This is a genomic window from Dyadobacter sp. CY347 (genome assembly GCF_021502655.1).
In the GTDB taxonomy this organism is placed as follows: domain Bacteria; phylum Bacteroidota; class Bacteroidia; order Cytophagales; family Spirosomataceae; genus Dyadobacter.
This window is the reverse complement of sequence record NZ_JAKFFT010000002.1, coordinates 1192510-1208746: the sequence shown is the minus strand read 5'-3', so window position 1 is coordinate 1208746 and position 16237 is coordinate 1192510. Positions and strand designations below refer to the sequence as shown.

Below are 16237 nucleotides of genomic sequence, written 5' to 3'. Positions count from 1 at the left end.
GCGCAATGCAGCGGACACCTACTTTGTCAGGGGTTGATGGTTTTAATATTTCCGTTGCCTTCTCTAAGCAATTCTCTCACCTTGACATTACGAAGATGGGTTTTGCCGGACAGGGCCGCATCATGATAAAAAATATACCATTTCCCTTTCACATCTACGATAGAATGATGGGTTGTCCAGCCTTCTACCGGATTCATAATCACCCCTTTGTAAGTGAATGGCCCGTAGGGTGAATCGCCTTCTGCGTAACATAACAAATGCGTATCGCCCGTGGAATAGGAGAAATAATATTTACCATTATACTTGTGCATCCAGGCACCTTCAAAAAAGCGGCGTTTGGTATCTGATGCCAGGATAGGCTTGCCGTTCTCATCCAGGATCTGCACATCTTTCAGTTGCTCCGCAAACGACAACATATCATCGCTCATCACCGCCACTTTGGCGCTTAATGCGGGCTCGTTTTCATGTCCCTTACCAAGATCGGTCATCAACGACTTATCATAAGTGCCTGTATGCCAGCGTTGCAGCTGACCACCCCAGATGCCGCCCAGATACATATAGCTTTTTCCATCTGTGTCGGTGAAAACGGCGGGGTCAATGCTGTAACTTCCTTTCATAGGCTCTGGCTCAGCCTTGAATGGCCCGGTCGGCGACTTGCTGGTTGCTACGCCCATCCGGAAAACGCCTTCCTTATCTTTTACAGGAAAATAAAGGAAGTATGTCCCATTCTTGAATGCTGCGTCGGGCGCCCACATTTGTTTATCGGCCCATGGCACATCTTTCACATCCAGCGCCACGCCATGGTCGGTGACTTTGCCACCGATTTTGTCCATGGAATATACATGATAATCGCGCATCTGGAAGTGACCGCCTTCATCGTCTTGCGGCACGTCGGCCTCAACGTCGTGGGATGGATAAATGTAGATTTTTCCGTTGAAAACATGGGCCGACGGGTCTGCGGTGTATAAGTCGCTTACCAATGGCTTTATATTGGTTCCCTGGCAAAGGCCATTTGGAGCACCTAAACCAAACGCCAGCAACGACGCCGATATTCCTGCTAATAAGTTACGATTTATCATCTTTTGAATTTTTTTTATCAATATCCGGAATTTTGCGGAAACTTCGGTCCATCTACGACCCTATCGATTTGCGGTTGCGGGATGGGACGGAGCATATTGAAATCCTTCACATACTGAGCCGCTTCCTGATTCCATTCCTGCACGCGGCGCACGAGCGAGCGCGTCCGTACAAGATCATGCCAGCGCTGCCACTCTCCGAAGAATTCACGGCTGCGTTCGTCGAGGATAAAATCCAGGGTTACCTGCGCTGCGGTGATGGTCAGGGCTGTTGCGGCAGCGGCATTTTCGGATGTTGAATTGGTTTTTTTGAAGGCGGCGCGCTGTCTTACCACATTGATCAAAGCGGCTGCTTTTGCGTTGTTACCTGCTTTGAAATAGGCCTCAGCACCTGTCATATACACATCAGAAAAGCGATATAGCACAACCGGACGCGTAGACGGGTCGTTGAAATTAGCACCGCGGCTTGGGTCCATGAATTTCTTCAAAGCCGGGAAAATGCTGTTGTTCCAAAGACTCGGCGGCACCACGATGCCTTTGAACGGCCGGCTGCCTACAAACTGCGGCGCGCCAGGCACTTCGTAATCCGGCAGCCAAACAGCAGTATCCACGCCTGGAACGGTCGTATATGCAATGCCGCGCAGGTTATTGGTAGCATTCGCCTCATTTCTTACAGCAGTATTTGAAATATAAACCGTGTAAAACGAATTGGCATAACGCGAATCCACATTGCGGTTGGTGAATGCCTGATCCAGGAAATAATTCTTACCAGCGCGCGGCCCAGTCGCTATTTTATCGGAATTAGGACGCATCCTCACATAGGGACGGCCATAATACGAGTCGCGCAGCATGCCGGAAGTTCCGCTATGGACAAACGTGCCCTGTGCATTTTTAATCGAGTTGATCCCGCTGTTGTTGGGGTAATTCCAGTTGGTAAACCACGGGCTCAGGTTTTGCGCCGCGCCTCCCCCAGCCTGGGCGCCTACCTGATAGTAACCATATTTGGGATCGAGCACGTGATCGCTTACGAACATGGTTTCTTTGCCATAATCATTTGCAGGCACAAATGCGTCCCCGTAATCCTGCCACAAGTCGAGGCCATAATCTGCTTTTTTGGCGATAATGTCGTCGCAGATCGTTGCTGCCTGCGTGAAATCAGAAGCTGTGTTATTCAGCCAGCCGCGGGTCAGATATGCTTTTGCGAGCAGCAGTTGGGCGGTCGACTTGGTTGCAGCCTTGCCCAGGAACGGAGCCGTTGGCTGGTTAGGCAAGTCTGCCGCAGCTTCGGTTAAATCCTGGATAATGAGCGCATACACGTCCGCTACCGGCTGGCGTGATGCAGCCTGCGAAGGCACGGTAATAAATTCGGTGTGCAGCGGCACATCGCCCCAGGTCTGCACAAGATAGAAATACCAGAATGCTCTCAAAAACTTGGCTTGCGCCAGATATTGCTTCCGCGTAGCTTCCGGCAGATCAATGGTCGCTCCGTATTGAAGCACGCCGTTCAAAGTATTAATATCCTGGAATGCAACGCCCCAGGCTGAGCCGAAGTTACTGCTATTGAGACCATTATAAGTATAAGCTGGGCCTCCACCTCCATTAACGCCCTGGATGAACTCGTCGGTTCCTGCTTGCATTTCAACGGTGAAGCCTTCGGTTCCCCATTGACCGCGGATGTCGTTATAAACCCCTGCAATTCCGCCGAGCACGCCCGCCGGGCTGTTGAAGTAAGATGGGACGATCTGGGATTGCGGATGTTCTTCGAGCACTTTTTCGCAACCCGTACTGAATGAAGCGATTAATGCTGCTGTAATCAGGTTTTTTATGGATTTCATAGTCGGATTAGAATTTAAGGTTAACGCCCACAGTGAATTGTCTTACCGGCGGCGAGTTCAGGTTTACTGAGATCTGACGTTCCGGTGCGCCGCGGTCGCTGGCGCCTTGCGGGTTCAGCGTAGACTGGCCCGTTGCGTAGCTGTTTCCTTCCGGATCAACGGCCAGGTCGTCTTTCACCAATGGTGCGTAAATGATGAACGGGTTGGTAAGGTTGACATAGATCCTGGCAGAAGCCGCACCGATTTTTTTGATCAGGTCACTCTCGAAAGTGTAACCAAAGTTGATGCTCCTGCATTTGATAAATGAGCCGTCGTAGTAACCCAATGTAGAACCAAAATTGGCCACAGCGCCACCGGCATCAGGCGCCGGGAATGCGTTCGTCGGGTTGGTTTCAGTCCAGTAATCTGTTTTCACCTGATTTACACGGCCCTGATTGAAGAACGCAAAACCGCCGGAACCCGTGGAGTTACCTGTCAGATAAGGCACAAGCACTTTCATGCCCATTCTTGCATAGGTCACAACGGATGCGTCAAAGTTCCTGAAACTGAACCGGCTCGTTAGCCCTCCCTCCCATTTGGGCTGGAAATTGCCCAGGATCTGGCGGTCGTTTGCGTCGATCTTTCCGTCGCCATTCAAATCTTCCACCCGGATCTGTCCTGCAAATTGAACGGGTGAAGTCTGTTGCGCCAATGTTCCGTTCTCCGCGTCTGCGGTTTGCCAGATGCCCAGTTTTTTATAATCAAAAATCACTGAAAGCGGCTGTCCTACGAACCATCCTGCGCCGAGGTTGGATTTTTCATCCGGTGTGGTCAGCTGCGTGATTTTTTCCCGGTTGAAGAAATAAGTTGCATCAATGCTCCAATTAAAGCCTTTTGGTTTTCTTACGATTTCAAAGCTGGCAGCAACTTCCAATCCTTTCCCTTCTGTTCTACCCAAATTTTTCAGCGTAGAACCCGCACCATTGCTCGGAGGAAGCGGCACGGACAGAAGAATGTCCTTGGTTTTCTGGTGATACCAGTCTACCGAACCCGTAATGCGGTTGTTGAACAAACCGAAATCAATTCCTATGTCCACCTGCGAGGTCGACTGCCAGCTCAGGTCGCTTGACGGCAAGCTCGTTACGGTGTAAGCCAGTTGTTGCCCGGCTGTGCCCAGTCCGAAGTTGTAATAACCCGCAGATAATGCGCCCAATGTCGAGTAAGCGCCTACATTCCGGTTGCCGGAAATTCCCCAGCCACCGCGCAGTTTAAGATTGGAAATAAATGGAACCGATTTCATAAAACCTTCTTCTACTACATTCCACCCTAAGCCGATCGCAGGATAATTGAAATACTGGTTGGCTGGAGATAATGTGGAAGAACCATCACGGCGTAATGTCAACGTCAGCAAATATTTGTCTGCAAAGCTATAATTAAGCCTTCCCATGTACGACAGCAATCCGGTTTCCGAGAACGAGTTACCAAAATCCGAAGGTGCAACAGGCTGACCGGCTGCGAGCGAGAAATTGGAAGTTTTGATGTAATCGGCAGGCACGCCCGTTACCGTGAAGCGGCTTCCCAGCGAGTGGTTTTTGGTATATTCATAAAGCGCTGTGAAACCCAGTTTGTGCTTATCCGCAAATGTTTTATCGAAATAAAGCAAATGTTGCAGGTTCACATCCCAGTATTCCGTGTTGCTGATCTCGGCTGTGGAGCCCGCTTGCGTCGTGGATGTATTAAAATAAGTCAGCGGCCCATTGTAATTATTCAAATTGGACTGGCTGAAATTGAGACCCGCATTGAAACGATATTTCAGTCCCGGAAGAATGTTGACTTCCGCGTAAAGGCTGTTAAATGTCCTGATTGACCGCGTGCGTCCCAAAGCAGATTCCTTTTTGCTCATGATCGTCAGCGGACTTACGATCGCCGCATCTATGGAACCTTCGGCTGGAAATGTATTTAATGTTCCGTCTGCATTGTAAGGTGATGCCAGTGGAGTAAGCCTTACTAACCCGCCCGGAACACCGCCGCCGCCGGGCGTATTCGTATAAGACAACGTATTCAGCGTATTAAGGCCGATTTTAACGTTTTTACCAATCTTCTGATCAATGGTTGCACGGATATTAAAACGCTGGAAACTCTGGTTTGGAATAATCCCCGTTTCATTGAAATAACCTAATCCAAGCGAGTATTGCGTATTTTCAACACCGCCTTGCAACCCCAATTGATGGTTGGTCATAAAGCCTGGTTTGTAAATCAGGTCCTGCCAATCCGTGGACACGCCGTTATCGAGTGCTTCCTGTTCTTTTTGGGTAAGCAAATAACCCGACGTTCCCGGCGCTGTGCGGTTGTATTTGGCCGCATCGGCTTTAAACTGCGCATATTCCTGGCCATTCATAACATTGAATTTGCCCATTACCTGCGTTTGTCCGTGATAGCCGTCGTAACTGAAAACTGGCTTGCCGATTTTTCCTCTTTTGGTCGTGACTAAAATCACACCGCCCGCGCCGCGTGAACCGTAAATGGCAGTGGCAGAGGCGTCTTTCAAAACTTCCAGACTCAAAATATCATCCGGGTTAATGTCATTCAACCCACCAAACGGAATTCCGTCCACCACTACAAGCGGCCCGTCGAGACCATCGCTTGATCCTGAACTGGTTGTTAATGTCCGGTTTCCACGAATCCTGATCTGACCCTGAGAACCTGGCGTGCTTCCGTTACTAATGATCGAAACTCCGGCCGCGCGGCCTTTTAGCTGACTCACCAGGTTTGGCGCAGGCACTTCCTTTAATGTACTTTCACTCACTGAAACCACAGAACCCGTCACGTCACGTTTCCGCTGAACGCCGTATCCCACCACAACCACTTCATCCAGCGTTTTGTTGTCAACGGCCAGGGTTACATTAATGATCTGTTGCGTGCCTACGACCACTTCTTTCGGCGCGTAACCAACCAGGGAGAAGACGAGCACCGCATTGGCATCCTGAACGGTTAGTCTGAAATTTCCGTCCTGGTCTGCACTTGTGCCTCGCGTGGTTGACTTGATGAGCACATTAGCGCCCGGAAGCGCCTCACCGTCCGGGCCGGTGACTTTTCCCGTGACTTCAATATCAGCCGCTGGCGCCGACCGGTGCCTGGTGCCGTAGTCTGCCCATGCAGCGCTGCCGGCAACGGCATCCATAGAAACGCCTCCCAGCAACAGGATCGGAAGGCCAGAAAAACCTAGTAGTCTGGCCAGCTTATTATGGGTTAATAAACGTTCATGCATTTTGTGTATGATTTGATGTTTAGATGAGATTGGATCATTTGGCTTAATTGGTGTTGTTAGAAAAGTGTCAATTTGACAAGATTTAAAATGGATGTAACTTTGGCTTTCGGGCCTAAAATTTGTGCATCACTTTTTCCAGATATTATTTAATTAATTGTCGACAAAAGTAGCGCAGCGAGGCAGCCTGGTGTGAGCACATTTGTTCATATTATGGATACAATTGTTCAAAAGGGCCAAAAAAATGCCCGATTCTGAGACAAACTTGCATTTTTGGGATAACTTTCGTCTTAGGACCTGCATTTAACATGTTTATATCCATGCGTTCGGAGATTCTTCTCACATTCCGTTTTATCTGTTTCCTCATAGCATGCTGTGCTTCGACATTTCCTGTATGGGCGCAGCCTGCCGAACCCAAATTCACTTCACTGACTTCAACGGACGGATTATCGTCCAATACTGTGACGGCAATTTTGAAAGATCGGTATGGGTTAATGTGGTTTGGAACGGACGATGGATTGAGCCGGTTCGACGGCACCGACGTAATGGTTTACCGGCACGATAAAAAGGATTCGTCCTCATTAAGATCCAATGACATTTCCTGCCTGCACCAGGATCGGAAAGGACGGATCTGGATCGGTACGATCGAAGGCGGATTACACCTTTACAACCGGAGGAAAGATTCTTTTGAAAGCATCCCTTCCCCGCACAGCGTCATCAGCATTACCAGTGATGTGACCGGAAAACTTTGGGTGGGAACAACGGCGGGATTGATCAATGTTGACCCGGAAAGCCATCAGATCAGCACATTTGCATCCAGGCCCAACATGCCCGACCAGATCTCCAAGGGAATGATCCTCGCCATTGCCATCGACAGCAGAAAAAGGGTTTGGATCGGAACAAGAAACGGGCTGTTTAAAATAGATCCTGCTGATAAAAGCGAAGAATACATCAATTATTTGCAATCAATGCCCGATGAAGCCGGTGCGCGCACAGTGAAATCCATTGTAGAGGACCGCGATGGGAACATTTGGGCCGGCACATTCAGCGGGGTGTTCAAATTGAATGCGAATGGGCAGATTATCAAACATTTAAAATACGAACCCAATAATAAGAACTCCCTGAGCACTAATATGGTGTTTGCAGTAACATGGGAAAATGAAAAGCACCTGTGGATTTGCACTGATGCCGGGCTGAACATGCTCGATATTCAAAACGGCAACATTACGCGCTACGGCCCGGATGCCAGGACGCAGTTTAGTCTAAGCAACAAGTCGGTTCGAAGCATATTGTTTGATAATGAAGGCATTTGCTGGCTCGGCACTTACAAGGGCGGCGTCAATAAGTATGACAAAAACCTGGCGATTTTCGGTTTGAAACGGTCGGATGTGAATGATCCGTATGGTTTGAGTGGGCCATTTGTAACGTCATTTGCCCAAACGGAATCGGGCGAGTTATTTGTAGGCACAGATGGCGGCGGGCTGAATCTATACAACCGAGAGACCAATCTCTTCAAGAAATTTCCCATCAACCCCAAAAACAAGAATGCAGCATCCGGGCTTGCCATTCTGACATTGGAGCTCGTCGCAAGCGACGCGCTTTGGATCGGGACTTTTCAGGACGGGCTTTTTCAGTTTAATCCAAAAACAGGCGGTTATACGCAATATCTGAGGGGAAAAGATTCATCCAGCCTCAATAACAACGAGATTTTTTGCCTTGAAAAGGACAAGTCAGGCAAATTGTGGGTGGGCACGAATGGTGGTGGTGTGCATTTATTTGATCTTGCAACTAAAAGCTTCACAAGGTTACACGATGCGGGCATTCCAGTGTTACAGCGGAACATTCCGCTCAATGGTTACATCCGGGATTTACTGCTCGACCGCAAGGGAAAACTCTGGATCGCTTCGCACGGAACCGGCATTGCTGTTTTTGACCCGGTCACGCAAAAGTCGCTGCTGCTCGACCGGCAGACCAGTGATCTGCCAAGCAACATTGTTTTTTCACTTTTGGAAGACAGCAAGGGAAATATGTGGGCGGGCACGTCGGGTGAAGGCCTGGCGCTATACAATCCGCGCACCAGAAAGTTCATGACTTACGGCGCTAAGGAAGGTCTGGCCAGCAACATTGTCAACAAGGTTCTGGAAGATGCGCAAGGCCGGATTTGGGTGAGTACCAACCAGGGAATCAGCTATTTTGATCTGAAAAATAAGAAATTCATTAACTACACTTCCTATAACGGCATTCAGGACAGAACATTTGTGCTTGGCTCGGGCATACGAGCTGCTGATAACACGCTTTTTTTCGGCGGCATCGCAGGGTTCAACTACATTGATACCCGAAGTTTGCCCAGCAGCAAGCGTATTCCGCCTATCATTTTAAAAGACCTGAAAATCGGTAACCGCAGCATTACGCCCGCAGATTCCAATTTTATCGACGCCGATATTGCTGTCGCCAAAACCATCAGTTTGGATTACAAACAGAATTTCTCCATCGGTTTTGCTGCGCTGGATTATACCAATCCGAAACAGATGCATTACCGGCACCGGCTGGTGGGGATGCAGTCGGAATGGACCGAAACGGGACTGACCAACTTTGCCAGTTATACCAATTTGAGCCCGGGCAAATACGTTTTTGAAGTGCAGGCCAGCGGGGATGGCATCAACTGGAGTCCGCAAACGAAATCGGTGGCGGTGATCGTCAAACCACCATTTTATCTGACTATATACGCATACATTTTTTACATTCTTGCGCCATTTGCGATTGTTTTCTATATGCGGCGCCGGGGGATCCAGAAACTGCAAAGGCAATTCAGAGAGCAGCAGCAACGCGCGGAAGTGGAGCGGGCGCAGGAACTGGACCGGATGAAGATCAAGTTTTTGACCAATTTGAGCCACGAGTTCAGGACTCCGATTTCGCTCATTCTGGCTCCCGTCGACAACCTGCTCGTGAAGACCAAATCCACAGAGCTGCATCCGCCTGTGAATGCCATTAAACGAAATGCCAAAAGGCTGCTGAACCTCGTGGATCAGCTCCTGGATTTCAAAAATATGCAGGAACAGGAAGTGAAGCTGGATCTGAAACGCAGGGACATTATTTTGTTTATCAAAGACACCTGTGACCAGTTCAGTGACCTTTCGATCAGGAAAGGGATTCAGTTTAAAATCGAGAGTTCGCTGGATCAGCTTGTGATGGATTTTGATGCCGACAAGCTTGAACGTGTTTTGTTTAACTTGCTTTCCAATGCATTTAAATTCACCCCGAAAGGCGGTGAAGTGGCTTTAAATGTTAGTCAGCAAACTGATTCCGAAGGAAAATCCTGGCTGCGAATCAACATTTCGGACAACGGAATCGGCATTGCGGAAGATCAGCATGAAAAGATCTTTGACCGGTTTTTTCAAAGCGATACTGACCTGACCGTCCTGAACCAGGGCAGCGGCATTGGCTTATCCATTGTGCGTGAGTTTGTTCAGCTCCACCAGGGTAAAATAAATGTAGCCAGTCAACCCGGAGCGGGCAGCGCTTTTACCGTGGAGCTTCCTATTGCGGAACAAATTCTTCCTTTGGCTGAGCAACCGGCGTTATCGCCTCAAACGCTCATTGAAACAGAAAACAGCTTTGGCAAATCAGAAAAAGGCAATCTGGAAGATCCGTCCAACGTCCTGATCATTGAGGACAATGACGAATTCAGGCATTATCTGAAAGAAAGTCTGATGCCCTTTTACCATGTTATCGAGGCGAGCAATGGTAAGGAAGGGTGGCAAAAAACGCTCAGCCATCATCCCGAACTGATCGTAAGCGACGTGGCCATGCCCGAAATGGACGGGATTGCTTTAAGCCAGAAAATCAAGTCTGACAAGCGAACCAAACACATTCCGATCATTCTCCTGACTGCCTCCACCGGTGAGCAGCAGCAACTGGAAGGGCTTAATTCGGGCGCGAACGATTACCTGACCAAACCATTCAATTTTGACATCCTGAATGCCAAGATCAATAATTTAATTCTCCTTAACCGGCTTCTGAAAGGCGTTTATTCCCGCCATATACAGGTTTCGGGCGAAGCGCCGCAAATGGAATCGAGCCAGGAAAAGCTGCTCAAAGATATGCTGTCGTACATTGAGGATAACCTGCACACAGCCCAGCTTAGCGTGGAAAATTTAAGTAAGCACGTCGGCATGAGCCGGGGAACATTGTACAGTAAAGTTCTGGAAATGAGCGGACAGACCCCCATCGAGTTCATCCGTTCCATTAAACTGGAAAAGGCAGCATTACTTTTGGAAAACAGCGATTTAAGCATTTCGCAGATCTCCTACATGACCGGATTTACAGCACCGAATTATTTTGCAAAATCCTTTAAAGCCAAGTTCAACATGCTGCCAACGGAGTATAAAACTAAAAAGCGCAGACACCATGATGCGGGAACGTCAGTGAGGTAGCACTTTTGTTGGAAGATGCATTTATATGGCGGTGGGATTTTGAGAAATTATTCTCGGGCCTCCGCACGCGTGGAGGTAATAACATGTCCCGAATGCCCCCTGAATTTGATCGAAATGACTTCACAAACCCAGATCACGTCCGCGTATTTTTGTGATTGTTCAAGTGTGTTAAACTAAACGCAAAAGATCATGAGAAAGATAGTTGCAGCAATGAATATAACGCTCGACGGGATTTGCGACCATACGGCAGTCAGTCCCGACGGTGAAATACACCAGCATTACGCCGAACTGATGGAAAGCGGAGATACGGCCTTGTATGGAAGGATCACTTATCAGTTGATGCAATACTGGAAAACCATAGTAGACAACCCGACCGGCGAAAAGGACACGGATGACTTTGCAATAAGCATGGACCGCATTCAGAAAGTTGTATTTTCGAACACCCTGCAAAATGCAGACTGGGAAACTGCGAGGATCGCACAACGGGGCCTGAAAGAAGAAGTTCTCTACCTCAAACAACAGCCCGGCAAGGACATTCTGGTCGGCAGCCGCAGTTTAATCATCGCCCTAATCAATCTCCGATTAATCGACGAATTCCAGCTCATGATCCATCCCGTCATTGCAGGGAAAGGCATGTTATTATTTGATAAAATAAATGACAGGACGCATTGGAAGCTCCTGAACACCAAAACATTCGGCTCCGGGGCGATATTGCTTAATTATGGGCTGTTGACGGGAGAAGAAAATCCAGTTATTTGAGTTGGTGCCATCCCGTATTTCTTTTTGAATGCGAAAGAAAAATGGGAGAGATCTTCAAAACCCACTTCGAGATACACTTCTGTGGGTTTTTTCTTTTTTTCCGCTAATTGATAATACGCCAGTTCCAGCCTTTTATCTGTAAGCCATTTCTGCGGTGTAACATGGAACGATTTCCTGAAATCCCTGTGAAATGTCGATAAACTCCGGCCAGTCAGATAACCCAGTTTTTCTATTGGCATATTGAACATAAAATTTCGTTGCATAAAGTCGACCAGATCAATTTTTCCGGGGTCATCAAAGTTCGCCAGCACACTGTCTACGGTTTTGTCGATTTCCCTTAAAATTGTAATGGCTTCGGTAATTTTCAATGTCGCGATACTCTCGGGAAACTGGCCTGTTATATCAAAGTAAGGAATCAGCGAAGCCAGACAACTTTCCAGATATGGATGATCGTTAAAACTGAAAATCTTTTGCTCAGGGTGGCTGGCTTTCTCTATCTCTACCTTTTCGTAAAACCGTTTAAGTCGTTCTCTGGACAAATGCATGACCACTGTTTTATGAGGCTGTCCGTTTTTCGGATAGTTAACAATGGTCGCCAGCTGATTTCTGGGAATCAGGAAAATGTCACCGGCCTTGAAGTAATACGTCAAGTCCGCCTGGATGATTTTGGTTTCACCTGAAATAAACCAGATCAGCATGTGATCATCGAACATTAAATCCGATTTGAACAGCTTGTCATCATAACTGGAAAGCTTAATCTCTTTGGTCAAATATTTTGAAATGTGTTCCATATTACCGGTTTCTCATGCCTGCGCGACATGCGTGAACATTTAAAGATAATATAATACGCCTGTGATCTGTTCGCTCCACGCCCACAACTTCCTGGCGCTTTCCATATCCATGGAATAAAGTTTTACGCCACTGTGCCCCGCATCACCTTCCTGGCTAAGCGCAGCCACATCCGCGTCCTCGCAATACACGCCACCGATGTTTTCGAGCATTGGGCTGGTAGCGCACCAAACGGTTGTGGCGGCCCCTTGCGGGATTGTTTTCAGGGAGGCTAATACTTCCGGCAGCAGATTACCGTCTGAATCCATAAAGCCCATTTGCTGAAACAACTCTAATGAGGCATCCCTGCCCAGCTCGGTGCCATGTATGGAGCCGGGATGTAACGAGTATGCGCGCACATTGAACTGTTTTCCAATGTCATCCAGTGCCAGGGTGAACAAATTACAGGCTGTTTTAGATTGCCCGTAAGCCTGTAAGGTCTGATATTCATGGTGTAAAAAATTAGGATCTTCGAAGTCAAATGGAGCCATTTGATGCCCAAGCGACGATACATTGACAACCCGCGCGCCGCTGGTCTTTTTAAGCGCGGGCCACAAGCGTGCCGTGAGCTGATATTGACCTAAATAATTGGTTGCCAGTTGCGATTCGATACCCCGAATATCCCTGCGCAGCGGCACCCACATGATGCCGGCATTATTGATCAGCAAATGGAGCGGCCGCCCCGTCGCGATAAAGCTTTCGGCAAACGCATCAATGGAAGCCAGATCCATAAAGTCAATTTTCCCCAACTCTACATTCGGAATGCCTTCAAGATTTTTTCGTGCCTTTTCTATGTCCCTGGCCGGGACGATTACTGTGGCGCCTGCTTTGGCCAAAACCCTTGTGGTTTCCAGGCCTATTCCAGTATTGCCTCCGGTTACGATGGCGATCTTACCCGTCAGGTTGATTCCCCGGATTACATCATTTGCTATTGATGCTGCATTAAACCCTGAGCCAATTGGCTGCTGCAATGCTCCCTGATCATTATTTTGTCCCATGTCATTTTTAGTTTTAATATGATAGGACAAAACTATCCGGTTTCCAGCGTAGCCATTTTGTTTAAAATGTCAATTTACTTTGTTTAAAATGTCATCCAAAATAAAACACATTCCGGACGGGTACGGGTTTTGCTATAAGACAGGCTCAACTAATGAAAACAACATATGGACGCTAGCACAGGCTCTGAGCCAAAATTTAAAACAAAAACTTCCGCAGGCGCTGAGCCCGCGCTGATGGAGCTGTTTCTGGATAGCCTCCGGGATATTTACTGGGCTGAAAATCACCTTGTTAAGGTGCTGCCTAAAATGATTCAGTCTGCAAGTTCTCCTAAACTGAGCTCTACGATCGAGCAACACCTTGAACAAACTGTTGAACATGTAAGCCGTTTGGTTGTGATCTTCGATCTGCTGGGTGTGGATGCTATTGCCAAAAAATGCGATGCAATGGAAGGACTTTCGAAAGAAGGTGAAGGAATTATCGAAAGCACCGATGAGGGAACGGCAACCCGCGATGTAGGGATCATTCTTGCTTCTCAAAAAGTGGAACATTATGAAATTGCTACCTACGGCGGCCTGGTGCAGCTGGCAAGCACTTTGAACCTGACAGATGTAGCTGAAATTCTTGCTAAAACACTCGAAGAAGAGAAACTGGCGGATCAGCTTCTTACTGAGGTTGCAGAAAATGATGTCAATTACAAAGCCTCTGAAGAAGCTTAATTACACCCTTAATCAATATTTATGACAAGCAACAACGAACCAGAGGGCTCTAATGCAAACCAGGAAAATGCCAAGACGGCAAACCTGGCGCCCCATACTGCCGATAGTACCGGAGCGTTTATGACAACCAATCACGGGCTTCGGATCAATGATGACCAGAATTCCCTGAAAGCCGGGGACAGAGGCGCAACATTGCTGGAAGATTTTATTCTCCGCGAAAAAATTACACACTTCGACCACGAACGTATACCGGAAAGGGTTGTTCACGCACGTGGATCGGGTGCGCATGGTGTATTTAAGGTATATGAGCCCATGTCCGCTGTGACAAAGGCCGGTTTCCTGAATGATACATCCATCGAAACGCCGGTATTTGTCCGTTTTTCTACGGTTGCAGGTTCCAAAGGCTCTACGGATCTTGCCCGCGATGTGCGGGGATTTGCCGTAAAGTTTTATACACAAGAAGGGAATTTTGACCTGGTCGGCAATAACATGCCGGTGTTCTTCATTCAGGATGCCATCAAGTTTCCGGACCTTGTTCACGCGGTTAAGCCTGAGCCGGACAATGAGATGCCGCAGGCTGCCTCAGCACACGATACTTTCTGGGATTTTATTTCCCTGATGCCAGAATCGGCGCATATGATCATGTGGGTGATGAGCGACCGGGCTCTTCCACGCAGTTACCGCATGATGGAAGGTTTTGGTGTTCATACTTTCCGGTTTATCAATGAGGAAGGTGTTTCGCATTTTGTAAAATTCCACTGGAAGCCGCTATTAGGTGTGCATTCGGTTGCATGGGACGAAGCACAAAAGATTTCTGGGAAAGATCCTGATTTCCACAGACGGGATTTGTGGGATGCCATCGAATCGGGCAATTTCCCCGAATGGGAACTGGGCGTGCAGATTGTTCCGGAAGAAGACGAATTCAAGTTTGATTTCGACTTGCTGGACCCTACCAAAATTATCCCTGAGGAGCTTGTTCCGGTGCAACGAATTGGTAAAATGACCCTTAACCGCAACCCGGATAACTTCTTTGCTGAAACAGAGCAGGTTGCTTACCATTTGGGACACATTGTGCCGGGGATTGATTTTACGAATGATCCGCTTCTGCAAGGCAGGTTGTTTTCATACACAGATACGCAGCTGCTCCGCCTGGGAGGCCCTAACTTCCAGGAGATTCCGATTAACCGGCCGATCGTTCGTGTTGATAACAATCAGCGTGATGGCCATATGCGCCAGATGATCAACAAAGGAAAATCCAGCTATAACCCTAACACACTGGGCGGCGGGTTTCCAGCCCAGGCCAAGGCGTCGGAAGGTGGATTTACTTCTTATCCCGAAAGGATCGATGCTAAAAAAATAAGAGCGAGAAGCAAAAGCTTCTTTGACCATTTCAGCCAGGCGAAGCTGTTCTTCGACAGCCAGTCTGATCCGGAAAAAAACCACATCGTGGATGCGCTTAGCTTTGAACTTGGAAAGGTAAAAACTGTGGAGATACGCGAGCGGATGGTAGGTATTCTTTCGCTGATCGACAAGGGACTTGCGGCGGAAGTTGCGTTTGCGCTTCGTCTTCATGTGCCTCAGGATCCGGAGCTTCCGATCAATCACAGTATTCCTGCAGATGGTGATCCTGCTGATTACGATTCAGTGATGGTGGAGTCGGCGGTTACTATTTCGGATGCATTAAGCATGGTAAATACGCCAAAAAACAGCATTCAGACGCGTAAGATTGCGTTTCTTGCAGCGGATGGGGTAGACGAAAAATCGCTTACGACTGTAAAAGAAGCATTGACCTCTGCGGGGGCGGTTGTGGAAATCATCTCAACGCGTCACAATTATATCGTCACAGAAAGTGATACGAAAATTGCCGTTGACCACACGTTCCTGACAGCAGCATCTGTCCTTTATGATGCCATATATGTGCCTGGCGGAACGAATAGCGTTGCGACGATTGAAGCGGAAGCGGATGCGGTTCATTTTCTAAATGAGGCATTCAAGCATTGCAAACCTATTGCTGCCGATCTTGCGGCCATTCAGGTTTTGGAAGCGACCTATTTCAGCAAAAAGCTCCCGGCCGATTATTCGGACGCGACTATTCTGAAAGAAGGAATTGTGGTGTTGGACGATGTCGATCAACTGGCGGATAAATTTATCCTGGCCATTTCCCAGCACAGATTCTGGGAACGTGAAAAGCCAAGGAAAATCCCGGCATAATCATTGAATAGAATTAACAAAGAAGCCGCCGGATTGATCCTGCGGCTTCTCTGTTTTAATGCTTATATGAAGCGACAGCCAACGTTCAACGCGCCCATTGATTCGTTATTACATTAAGATTTTACTGCTAGCGAAG

9 protein-coding genes are annotated in these 16237 nt (G+C 48.0%); 4 read left to right on the top strand and 5 right to left on the bottom strand.

Going from position 1 to position 16237, the window contains the following annotated elements; all coding sequences use genetic code 11:
* Nucleotides 1-26: 26 nt before the first annotated feature.
* From L0659_RS05850 to L0659_RS05840, 3 genes are read right to left on the bottom strand one after another with little or no spacing between them, the layout of a single operon-like run.
* The gene (locus tag L0659_RS05850) at nucleotides 27-1079 is read right to left on the bottom strand and encodes a glycoside hydrolase family 43 protein (RefSeq protein ID WP_235124778.1); all 1053 of its coding nucleotides are present in this window, start codon (nucleotides 1077-1079) and stop codon (nucleotides 27-29) included.
* Nucleotides 1080-1096: 17 nt separating this feature from the next.
* Entirely contained in the window at nucleotides 1097-2911 is a 1815-nt protein-coding gene (locus L0659_RS05845; RefSeq protein ID WP_235124776.1) for a RagB/SusD family nutrient uptake outer membrane protein, read from the bottom strand.
* 7 nt (nucleotides 2912-2918) lie between these two features.
* A complete protein-coding gene (locus L0659_RS05840) occupies nucleotides 2919-6158 on the bottom strand; it encodes a TonB-dependent receptor (RefSeq protein WP_235124775.1) in 3240 nt (1079 codons plus the stop codon).
* 317 nt (nucleotides 6159-6475) lie between these two features.
* On the opposite strand from L0659_RS05840, the gene L0659_RS05835 reads away from it, so the two are divergent.
* On the top strand, nucleotides 6476-10588 hold the full coding sequence (locus tag L0659_RS05835) for a hybrid sensor histidine kinase/response regulator transcription factor (RefSeq protein WP_235124774.1): 4113 nt from the start codon (nucleotides 6476-6478) through the stop codon (nucleotides 10586-10588).
* A 189-nt stretch (nucleotides 10589-10777) separates the two neighbouring features.
* On the top strand, nucleotides 10778-11347 hold the full coding sequence (locus L0659_RS05830) for a dihydrofolate reductase family protein (protein WP_235124773.1): 570 nt from the start codon (nucleotides 10778-10780) through the stop codon (nucleotides 11345-11347).
* On the opposite strand, the gene L0659_RS05825 is transcribed toward L0659_RS05830, so the two are convergent.
* Both L0659_RS05825 and L0659_RS05820 read right to left on the bottom strand, forming a co-directional pair.
* Entirely contained in the window at nucleotides 11308-12138 is an 831-nt protein-coding gene (locus tag L0659_RS05825; RefSeq protein WP_235124772.1) for an AraC family transcriptional regulator, read from the bottom strand. The two genes, L0659_RS05830 and L0659_RS05825, sit on opposite strands and share 40 nt — an antisense overlap.
* A 39-nt stretch (nucleotides 12139-12177) precedes the next feature.
* Nucleotides 12178-13173 (bottom strand): SDR family NAD(P)-dependent oxidoreductase, encoded by a 996-nt coding sequence (locus L0659_RS05820; protein ID WP_235124771.1) that lies wholly within the window; start codon nucleotides 13171-13173, stop codon nucleotides 12178-12180.
* Nucleotides 13174-13338: 165 nt separating this feature from the next.
* On the opposite strand from L0659_RS05820, the gene L0659_RS05815 reads away from it, so the two are divergent.
* Nucleotides 13339-13890 carry a ferritin-like domain-containing protein gene (locus L0659_RS05815; RefSeq protein WP_235124770.1) on the top strand — a complete coding sequence of 184 codons (552 nt, stop codon included), beginning with the start codon at nucleotides 13339-13341 and terminating at the stop codon, nucleotides 13888-13890.
* A gap of 21 nt (nucleotides 13891-13911) precedes the next feature.
* Entirely contained in the window at nucleotides 13912-16101 is a 2190-nt protein-coding gene (locus tag L0659_RS05810; RefSeq protein ID WP_235124769.1) for a catalase, read from the top strand.
* Nucleotides 16102-16237 lie beyond the last annotated feature (136 nt).